This is a genomic window from Paenibacillus chondroitinus NBRC 15376 (assembly GCF_004000765.1).
Classification (GTDB): Bacteria; Bacillota; Bacilli; order Paenibacillales; family NBRC-103111; genus Paenibacillus_E; species Paenibacillus_E chondroitinus.
Map to the genome: position 1 here is coordinate 25,000 of NZ_BILW01000054.1, position 8,996 is coordinate 33,995.

General features: G+C 52.4%; 7 protein-coding genes. All 7 read right to left on the reverse strand.

All coding sequences use genetic code 11. The features are described from left to right. Nucleotides 1–234: 234 nt before the first annotated feature. Genes PCH02S_RS31890 through PCH02S_RS31920 form a run of 7 tightly spaced genes read right to left on the reverse strand, consistent with a single transcriptional unit; the run spans nt 235 to nt 8,906 of the window. Entirely contained in the window at nt 235–2,490 is a 2,256-nt protein-coding gene (locus PCH02S_RS31890) for a putative baseplate assembly protein (RefSeq protein ID WP_127458137.1), read from the reverse strand. Nucleotides 2,491–2,517: 27 nt separating this feature from the next. Further along, nucleotides 2,518–5,589: a baseplate J/gp47 family protein gene (locus tag PCH02S_RS31895; protein ID WP_127458138.1), complete on the reverse strand. Its 3,072-nt coding sequence runs from the start codon at nt 5,587–5,589 to the stop codon at nt 2,518–2,520. Nucleotides 5,590–5,644: 55 nt separating this feature from the next. Next, on the reverse strand, nt 5,645–6,046 hold the full coding sequence (locus tag PCH02S_RS31900) for a GPW/gp25 family protein (protein WP_127458139.1): 402 nt from the start codon (nt 6,044–6,046) through the stop codon (nt 5,645–5,647). Nucleotides 6,047–6,064: 18 nt separating this feature from the next. Then, nucleotides 6,065–6,790, reverse strand: coding sequence for a phage baseplate assembly protein V (locus PCH02S_RS31905; protein ID WP_127458140.1), 726 nt, complete (start codon nt 6,788–6,790; stop codon nt 6,065–6,067). Next, the gene (locus tag PCH02S_RS31910) at nt 6,790–7,908 is read right to left on the reverse strand and encodes a phage late control D family protein (protein ID WP_246069343.1); all 1,119 of its coding nucleotides are present in this window, start codon (nt 7,906–7,908) and stop codon (nt 6,790–6,792) included. The genes PCH02S_RS31905 and PCH02S_RS31910 overlap by 1 nt, the downstream gene beginning before the upstream one ends. Beyond that, on the reverse strand, nt 7,886–8,512 hold the full coding sequence (locus tag PCH02S_RS31915) for a CIS tube protein (protein WP_174806852.1): 627 nt from the start codon (nt 8,510–8,512) through the stop codon (nt 7,886–7,888). The genes PCH02S_RS31910 and PCH02S_RS31915 overlap by 23 nt, the downstream gene beginning before the upstream one ends. A 49-nt stretch (nt 8,513–8,561) precedes the next feature. Then, nucleotides 8,562–8,906, reverse strand: coding sequence for a hypothetical protein (locus PCH02S_RS31920; RefSeq protein ID WP_127458141.1), 345 nt, complete (start codon nt 8,904–8,906; stop codon nt 8,562–8,564). Nucleotides 8,907–8,996 lie beyond the last annotated feature (90 nt).

The following is an 8,996-nucleotide window of genomic DNA, read 5'->3' on the forward strand; positions in this document are numbered from 1 at the left end:
GAACTACAGACCGCTATTTGTCCGCTGCTGCTCGATTTAACCCGATCTGGGTCAACATAGAGCCCTGTAGTTCCGCTAACCGGCCCATTTCGCAGTAAATCGCTTAAATAAGGGATCATAGTTCCCTCTCAGCGTCCGCCTGTACTGCTCATACACATGGCACATATATTTGCTCATCTCATGTAACATGCCAACTACTCCCACACACACCCAGCAAAGCGATCCCTGAAGAAGCTATAAATCCGTTTGGCTAATCGTCTCCACCTCGTGATTACCGGAGTAGACCAACGCATATGGAGGGATGTGTATATCGCCGGCGCCATCCTTTTGAAAACCGGTGCCTTCCGCATCCAGCCAAAGATCCTGCACATATACGACACCTTTGATCCGGGAAATAACGCCGTATATATCGCCCTTGTACACCGTTCGGCCGAAACGCCAGCCCTCCGAGCCCTGCCCGTGATCCATCGGTTGGAGCAGCTGCCTCAACTCTTGGGTAATGCGGCGCTGCTCGTTTTTGTACTTCGGCTCCATCACAACCACGGCGTGAACCGTGATTTTGATATATTCCGCCGGAATCACGTGAAGCTCCGTCGTCAGAAGCCGGTGCCGATCCAGATGCCCCTTAATCGTTTGCAAAAAGCCCTTGCCCGCCTTCGGCTTATCGCTTTCGCTATAAGGCACGACCGCGACGGTCATCTGCGCCGGCGCTTTGACCTTGGGATAATCCCGCATGCCCGGCTTGTACAGCGGGATCGCCTTCACCCGCGCGACGCGCAGACCCGGCGTCGCTTTGGCGATGCGCTCGTAGTCCTCGCCGGTCACCGCTCTTGTCGGCGTGTCCAGCTCGCGCCGGACGCGCAGCTTGGCCTGCGTGAGCGTTTCCGCCTCGAGGCCGCCCCGCGCCGGGAACGGATTCGTCACGCTCACGCCGTGCTCCTCCGTGAAGCCGGTCACGAGGCCGTCCTTCACGTTGCCCCGCTCGCCCCCGCCCGCTTGCAGCGCCAGGAACCGAATATTCGGTTCCGCCGACTTGGGCGGGACAAGCCCCGCTTCGTTATTGCCGAAGCGGATCGTTCCGGCTTCAGCGTCGTAGACGTAGTGGCGGTCCGTGGACTTCGAATTATCGAAGTCTTCCACGGACTGCCAGTCGTCCCACACGACGCTGCCGCCCCCACGCGGCCAATAACCTACCTGCAGCAGCATGCTGCTGGGCTTGAACGTGCGGCCGCGAGCGACCTCAAAGGTCTGCCCCGGCAGACCTTTGCTGCCTCCAATATAACGGCCGTAGTCGAACTCGGCCGTGTAAGCAATAAGCCGCACCCGCTGTGCGCCTTGCGGCGGGATGCTGCCGTTCACCCCGTCGCCGAAGCGCAGACGGGTCGTGCGGCTGGCCGAATCCTGCAGCAGCTGGCAGACGAGATCATCCGGTCCGTAGTCCGCAAGCTCAGCGACGATATGCCAGTCGCGCCAGCGGCCCTGTTCATTCTGTACCTGCACCGTGTGCAGCCCGCCAAAGGCGAGATAAGAGCTGACCTCAAACCGCTGATCAGGTTCTCCCGTACTGCTAAATGCCGTCACTTCACTGAAAGTCTCCTGTTCTGCCGCTTGCACGCTGTTCAGGCTTACTTTCTCAATTTTGGGAGGGAGCTCGTAACCGTCCTCCTCCAGTGTACAGCAAATCCAGTAGCGGCTGCGGTCGTCGGCTGGATAAAGCGCCATGGGCGTCATCTCGGAAGTAATGCGGAAACGCACTTCACCGCTCTGTGACAGGTGAACCGTCGTGTCGCTTACCGCTTCCACCGGCAGCCAACTTTCGCTTTGCCCTCGTTGACCTTGTCCCGCATGTTGTCCTGCTCCAGCGAACGTCCATCCGACCTTCGCGGATGAAATGATGGGTGCTGCCACCTGGTCTTCCCGATGACTCACCCTGACCGGGTATCGGTCGTATAATTGGAAAGCCAAGGAAACCTCGGTTTCCACCGGCAGCGCCCGATCGAACCCAAGATACAGATGTGCTCCTTTGATTGCATCCGACCCAAAAGCATAATAAGCAATCTTCGCCTGATTATTGGATGTAAAATCGCCGGCCGCCGTCTCTGTGCGCACCAGCACCTTCTCCAGCGTCGAAGGCACAAGCTGCACCGTGCGCGTCGTCTCGAATCGCTGATCCATCGCTTTCAGCGGCGTTCCCTTCGGAAGCACAAGCGGCTGATCCACGTTTGAAAAGGCCACATGACAAACAGCCGACACCGCTTCACGCGGACGAATGCCGAGCAGCTTCAGGAACTTCCGCTCATTTTTCTCCGTCACACGGTTCAAGTAATACTGCTGCATCTCGGTCATCCATGACATCAACTCCAGCAGCGTAATCCCGGGGTCATGTTCATTCTCATCCGTCCATTCGGGAAACAGCTTGGGAATCGACTTCCGCGCCTCCATCACCATCTGTTCAAACATTCGGTCATCCAAATTAGGGATTGGCAGCACTTGTGCTCACCTCCTTCAATCATCTTATTACAAAGCGTTCACGACCACCTTATGCTTGCCGCTCACAATAATGCCGTGAGGAAGCGCCGGGAGGCGGTTCACATCCAGCTCGACGCGCTCGCCGTCCTCCAGCTTATAAACCGTCATGTAGAGCTTCTCTACATGGCTGATCGTTCGAATCGTCTTCAGCAGCGCATAAAAAACAGATGGGTGAATTTGCTGACCGATCGCCCAACCTTTGCCGTCGAAGTTCCCCGTCAATGGGTCCAAGAAGCGGTTCAGCTTGTCCATTGCCTGTATTTCCGTCGTAACGACGGCATCCATACCTTCTACAGCCACGATAGCTGAAACGGAAATTTCCATATACACCGGCTCAATGACTTGGAGCCGCTCCGGGAAAGCTACGAGACTCGATGCGCGCTCGATAATGTATCGCTCAACTTGCTTCTTAAGCACAGGGAACGCAAGGCTTCCCTGCTGGCCTTCTTTTGGCAAAATGACAAGTGTCATAGCGCCGATCTCTTTTTGCATATAAGCATTTCGATTGGCGATGCAGCTCACTTTGGCAATGTTCGGGTACGCTTCGCGCGCAAGCCATTCGTAATCTTTGGCCGAAACCGCACGGTTTCTGTGCTTCAGCATCTCAGGACCGCGCTGCAGGGCCGATTCCAGCTTCTCGGCTTGGCAGCCGCCAGAGGCTGGCTCCGGATTATACACCTCGCCGACAAATGCGATAGAATCCTGCATCTGATTAATTTCACGTGCGCCTACGTTGCCGATTTGCCCCGAAGTCACTTGATACGTCACTTTGATCTGTGCCAATCCGCCTTTAGGCGGGTGCATGCCATGAACGCCGTCGCCGACACGAATGCGGCCAAAGGTACGATCGATCATGTAATGGCGATCCTTATTTCCTGAATCGGCCATTTGATTTACAGCCATCCAGCGAACCCACAGCTGCAGCAAATTACCTTCAGAATCTCGGCTAATTTCCATCTGCGGCAGGCCGGCTCTTTCATACTCCGCAATCTCTTCTTCCGTGACGAATTCCGTCTCATCGACCCAAACTTCTTCCGATACGATGCCAGTACGGCTCAGCTGATATTCAAGTTCTTCCAACCCTTTGGCTTCAGGAACCTCTCCGATAATCGTCTCCTGCTGGATCACTTGAACGGTGTTCATATAGAGTCCATGTACCGTTGGAATCTGAATACGTCCTGTCGTATCATCGTATTTATCGTCTCGATTCACGGCGCGAATCCAGAATCCCTCTCGGCCAAATAATGATTCTCCAGCAAAATCAGAAGGGCCTACAAACTGCACGATTCCGCTTTGCGTCAAACCGTTCGTATCGTCGATCACCTTTAGCGGGACCCATTCGGAAGCATGTCCTGACATTAAGCCGGCACGCAAATATTCCCACTCCAACATTGGCAAATCCTGTTCGGCAAACCGCTGTTGCTTCACTGAAACATAAAGCGAAATCGGCCCTTTGACAGGTGGCGAATCGAAACATAGATGCAGAGCCGGATGGCTGCCCTCTAGCGGCTGAAACGGCTCAAAGCCCCCTTCGAGCTGCTTGCTGTGCCGCGTTCGATCTTCAAATACTGTATGATTCAGCGCCAAACAATGCTCAGCAGGATAAAGGCGATCCTCGTATTCATAGGTCATAGAGACCTCATCGATCCACGGGGATAAGTAAAGCGCCTGCGCCACGTACGCATTTTCGATATGTAAAATCCTTGCTCTAATCCAATGGTTTTCGTTGCCGTTCACATAGGTGGCTTCAAGATCGAGCGGGCAGCGGAAGCGAATGTCTTTACGAACTTTCTGCTCCTTCGGGTAATAAAACAGCTTCTCCGCTTCTTTTCCAACCTCAAGACGCACCCAAGTGGTGCCATTCCAATACTCCCAAGCGACCTGCAGCACCGTAATATGGACGACAGGAGGCTTATCGAATTTGGACTTTTTCATGACCAATTTCCAATCGATATTTTCCGTAGGTTCCGCTCCAAATCGGTTCTCGATGGCTTGCAGTCCAAAGCTCAGCTTGATATCGCCGTCTTTTTTCGTGAACACTTCCTGGCTCCCGATATAAAAGCTGCCATACAGCGCAAATTGATCGCCAAAAGGGTAGAAACCGCTCGGATCCGCAGCAACATCATTATAAAACATGAGATCCGGGTGAATGCCGCCTTGTTCAAGCGAATCCACATAATCCGTTTTGAACGAAATATGGTCCATGGACAGTCGGCTGTCCGCCAAAGTTTTCCCGCCAGGCAGAAGAGGCTTCAAACGGCATTGAATCCACCGGCCTTCTCTTCCGTTTACTTCCTTCTCGGCAAGTTCTCCCTCGTGCGCTTTCGAAAGGATGACCCGATTGCCCTTGGCCGTTACTTGGTCAAAAGGCATCCACCCGTCCTCTGTCGCATACAGCCATTCGGTGAATTGCGGGTCAGCCAGTTGGCTGGAAAGCGCAAGCTCCTCAAATCGCCGTTTGGAGTTGCGGAATTCAATTTCAATCCGCGCCGTGCTGGACAAGGTGAAGAGAGCGCTATGCTCCAAAAAGATCGCATGCTCCTGCAAGTTGTCGCCCTGCAGCCGGAAAAGCTTGCTCGGGGCTGCCAAACCTTGCCGGGAAGCGGTCATAAACTCCTCCGCTATGCGAATAATTTTATCCTGTTTACGGCTTGTCACGTAAGCATCCGTCAGCAGGGCAGGCGTCAACAGTGTGCTGCGGGCGGTCTCATACAAAATATTACTGCCTTCTACTGCAGCAGCAACCTGCGTTCCGGCCGAGATAAACACAGACTCTTTCGTCCCCTCGTTGAGCGCGAAGGTCAGATAACTGGTGGCTGGTCTTGCCGGAAGCAGCGTGACATCGAACATGTTGAGGAACGCAATGAGGTTTTTCGTAGGCACCCGGTTCAAACGTTTGATATTGTCATGAAACATGTCTGCGAACATGAGGAATAACGCTGAACCCGGGTCCGGGTTCTCAGGCGTAAAGCGCCATTCCGGCGTATAATAAGGCGCCATTTCCTTCATCTGCGCTATGAGATCTGGGATATCTCTAGGGTCAATTTTGGGAGGTTGCATCGCTCAGCTCCACCTCCTCTCTTGCACGTATGATCATCGTTTCCGCTGCCTCTTTCTATTTTGAACCTTCATATAAGTAAAAAGGATACACTTGGTTAAACAAGTTATTCGTCGTACGCACCAGATACGAGATGCGAATCATGACTTTCCCCGGATCATCCGCTTCCGGCACAGCCTTCACGTCCACCTCATGGACCCTCGGCTCCCAATTGCGAATCGCTTCCTGGATATTGCTCTCCAGCAGATGCAGGGATGTATCGTCCGTTAAGCCAAAAATAAACTCCTGGACGCCGCAGCCAAAGCCCGGACGCATCACGCGTTCTCCCTGGGTGGTGCCCAAAATAACGCGGATCGCTTCAGCGATGTCTTCCTCATATTCGGACATCCGAATTCGCCCTGTCGCAGGGTCGACTTGAATCGGAAATTTCCAGCCTCGCCCCAAAAATGCTTCCGACATCCGTCCACGCTCCTTGGTTTAGTTGATTTTGACCATACTGCCTTTGATATTAATGATGCCGTCTGACTTCAAATCCAGCGTTGCCCCTGCTTTAAGCGCCATCGTTGCGGAGGCTTCTATGTTAATTTGCGTTGATTTAATTTTGATCTCTTTCGAGCTTTCAATGGCTACATCGCCTTTGGCATTAAGGGTGATTTTGGACGTTTGGCTGACAACCGAAATCTCATTCGCCGATCCGCCTTTGATCAAAATCTTATTATTCCCGCTCTGATCGGCAATTGAAATGCTATCGTCCTTATCCTTCAACTCAATGATTTGACCTTTTTTAGTTTTGATCGTGATGCTCTCGTCACCGCTTTTATCATTGAAAGATAGTTCATGGCCTGAACGCGATTTGATCATCCGCAGATCGTTTTTCTCGGCCGGCGCGGGCGGTTTGTTCTTCGGATTCCACAGCATGCCGATCACGAAAGGCTGACGCAGCTCCCCGAGATGGAAAGCGACTAACACCTCGTCATTCACTTCCGGGATAAAAAGACTGCCCATCTCCTTGCCGCCCATCATCGTGGCAATGCGAACCCAGTCCGTTTCGGTTTCCGTTTCTTGCAGGGGCAGCTTCAGCTTCACACGCCCAAGCTTATCGGGATCGTTATTGTTGGTCACAACCGCGACCATCACACCGCCGATTTTCTGGGAGGCGAAGTTAGCAACACCGCCTAGAGTGATATCGGGAAGTTTGAACATTAGACCGCATTCCCTCCTAACTGAAAGCGCGTCGTATAACCGGAATCATTAATCAAGTGCGTAGCGCCGGTCACATAATAGGGCTGGTCAAACTTTTTGCCTATACCATTAAGCTTGATGTAGCGTCCGGCCCTGATTTCCGGAATGCCGATACATTCTCCTGATCCGCTGATCAGCTTCATTGCCCGTCTATTCAACAAGGCGCTGGCATACGTTTTGGCCTCCTCCACGGAGGTAACATTCGTATAAACATGTTCCACGAAATCCCCTTTGGCTGCGAGGATATCTTTGCCAGTCTTGGAATTACTGCCAAGCTTTGCAATGGTGGCTGATTCTCCTTCGATCACTTTCAGTTCTTTGTTATCCCATGCCCGTACCTTTACGCCAGTAATCTGCTCGGCAAGATTCATGTCGATGGTTAGATTGTTCAGCGTTTTGCCCATTTCCAGTGTCATGACAGGCGACATCTCGGTTAACGGCTTGCGGAAATACAAGTTCTTGCCTACAACAAAGAAATCATAATTAACCAAATTAGCTAAGTTTTGAATAAAATGAAAGTCATTGATCTGGCTTTGCGCAATCACGGGATATTCCGTCGTCGTCGCATCAACATGAACTTTGGCTCCATACGTTTTGGCGATTTCCTCCACGATATCGCTATATTTCTTTTTGTTCCACGAGCGGGACTTCGTCCCCTTCATCATCAAATACGACAAATCCATCCCTCGTACAATGAGACCGGGCGAGCCGTCCTCGGGGAAATCAACAACGACGGATGTGATAAATCCAGTAAAAACCGGTGTAAATTTATCCACATAACCAAGACTGATATCGATGGCTTTCCCTAATGTAAAATCCGTTATCCACTGAAAATCATTGTTCGTCACATCGTAAGCGTTCGTAATTCGGAATGAAAAAGAATCCGCCGTTCCATCAATCGAAGTTTCCACACGTATCGTGGATATGGCTACATTATCAGAAAGTTTCGTCCCATCAACTGTAATTAAATAAGCCGGCGCGAAAAACTCTTTATATTTCTTAGCTAATTCATCATAGGTGAATGTACTGGATTCCAAGCTTAGTGTCGCCATCGGATCAGTCCAATCTTGGGACTGCAATGCGTCGTCCCGTTACAACTTTTAGTGGATTATCAATCTGATTGGCTTTGGCAATTTCCCGCCATAAGCTCGGATCTTCATATTCATGGGCGGCAATCATCCATAGCTGCTCCCCTTGCTTCAACATCTTCTGCTTCGTTCGGTCCGCCGAGTGGCGGGGAATGGTCTGCAGCTGCTCTTTCTTCGTATGCCAGGAGCGAAAGGTAACCTTCAGCTTGGCACGAACCGGTACTCCCGTATCGAGGAACATGGTGAATTGTTGATTCACCTTTTCGACAACCCCCTTGAAGTCCAGAGATCCCCAGACAAACCGGCAAATCGGAGGCGCATGCAGTTCCTTCTCTACATCCAGCAGACCGGATATTTTCTTCGTATATTCACGGACATCAGTACCTTTTTCGTAGGTGTCAAAATAAAAATCCATGGAGAGCGTGGTCGTCCCACCGCTTACGAATTGGCCAATAGGCATGGACAGACCTGGCACCGTATTCCAAGAATAGCTGTTGCTCGTATCAAGGGTATACTCACCCGGATTAAACAAAACTTGCACATTCTCTTTGCTGTTTCCCTTGTCTACGATAATCATGGCTTTCTTGAGTGCCACAGGTGTCAGTCCTTTCCTCTTCTTCTATGTAAACCGTTATGTTAAAAAGTTAAAGTCCACGCCGCTGCTGCTCGAACCTCATTCTTTTCTCGATTTCGCGGAATACTTTATCCGCAATCTTCGTGACATCCAGCTGCGGAATCTGCTTCACCAGCTCCTGCAGCTGCTCGCTAGTCAGCTCCGGCGGCGCTTGTGGAACCGGCGCCGCCGGGGTTTGGGCCTCGTCTGCGCTCGCTTTGGTGCGCAGCCAGTCCATCTCCAGCGGGGCATCCGCCAACGCGCTGTTCGGTACAGGAGCCGCTGGAGCGTGCTTGTGCTCCAGCGTTGGTTGCTGCGAGGCCAGGTGCTCCTGCCTCGCGGATGCGATGCTGCTGCCTATGTTAGGCAGCAGCATGCTTGGCGCGCCCGCTTGCGGGGCGCCGGTGGTGCCGGCGGCGGCTCTGCCTATGGCAGCCGCCTGCGTGAAGCTGCCCGTCCCGTGGGC

What these genes read in the sequence shown, in the direction of transcription:
- PCH02S_RS31895 (WP_127458138.1), bottom strand. Translation starts at nt 5,589, where the DNA reads ATGCAACCTCCCAAAATTGACCCTAGAGATATCCCAGATCTCATAGCG.
- PCH02S_RS31900 (WP_127458139.1), bottom strand. Translation starts at nt 6,046, where the DNA reads ATGTCGGAAGCATTTTTGGGGCGAGGCTGGAAATTTCCGATTCAAGTC.
- PCH02S_RS31905 (WP_127458140.1), bottom strand. Translation starts at nt 6,790, where the DNA reads ATGTTCAAACTTCCCGATATCACTCTAGGCGGTGTTGCTAACTTCGCC.
- PCH02S_RS31920 (WP_127458141.1), bottom strand. Translation starts at nt 8,906, where the DNA reads ATGCTGCTGCCTAACATAGGCAGCAGCATCGCATCCGCGAGGCAGGAG.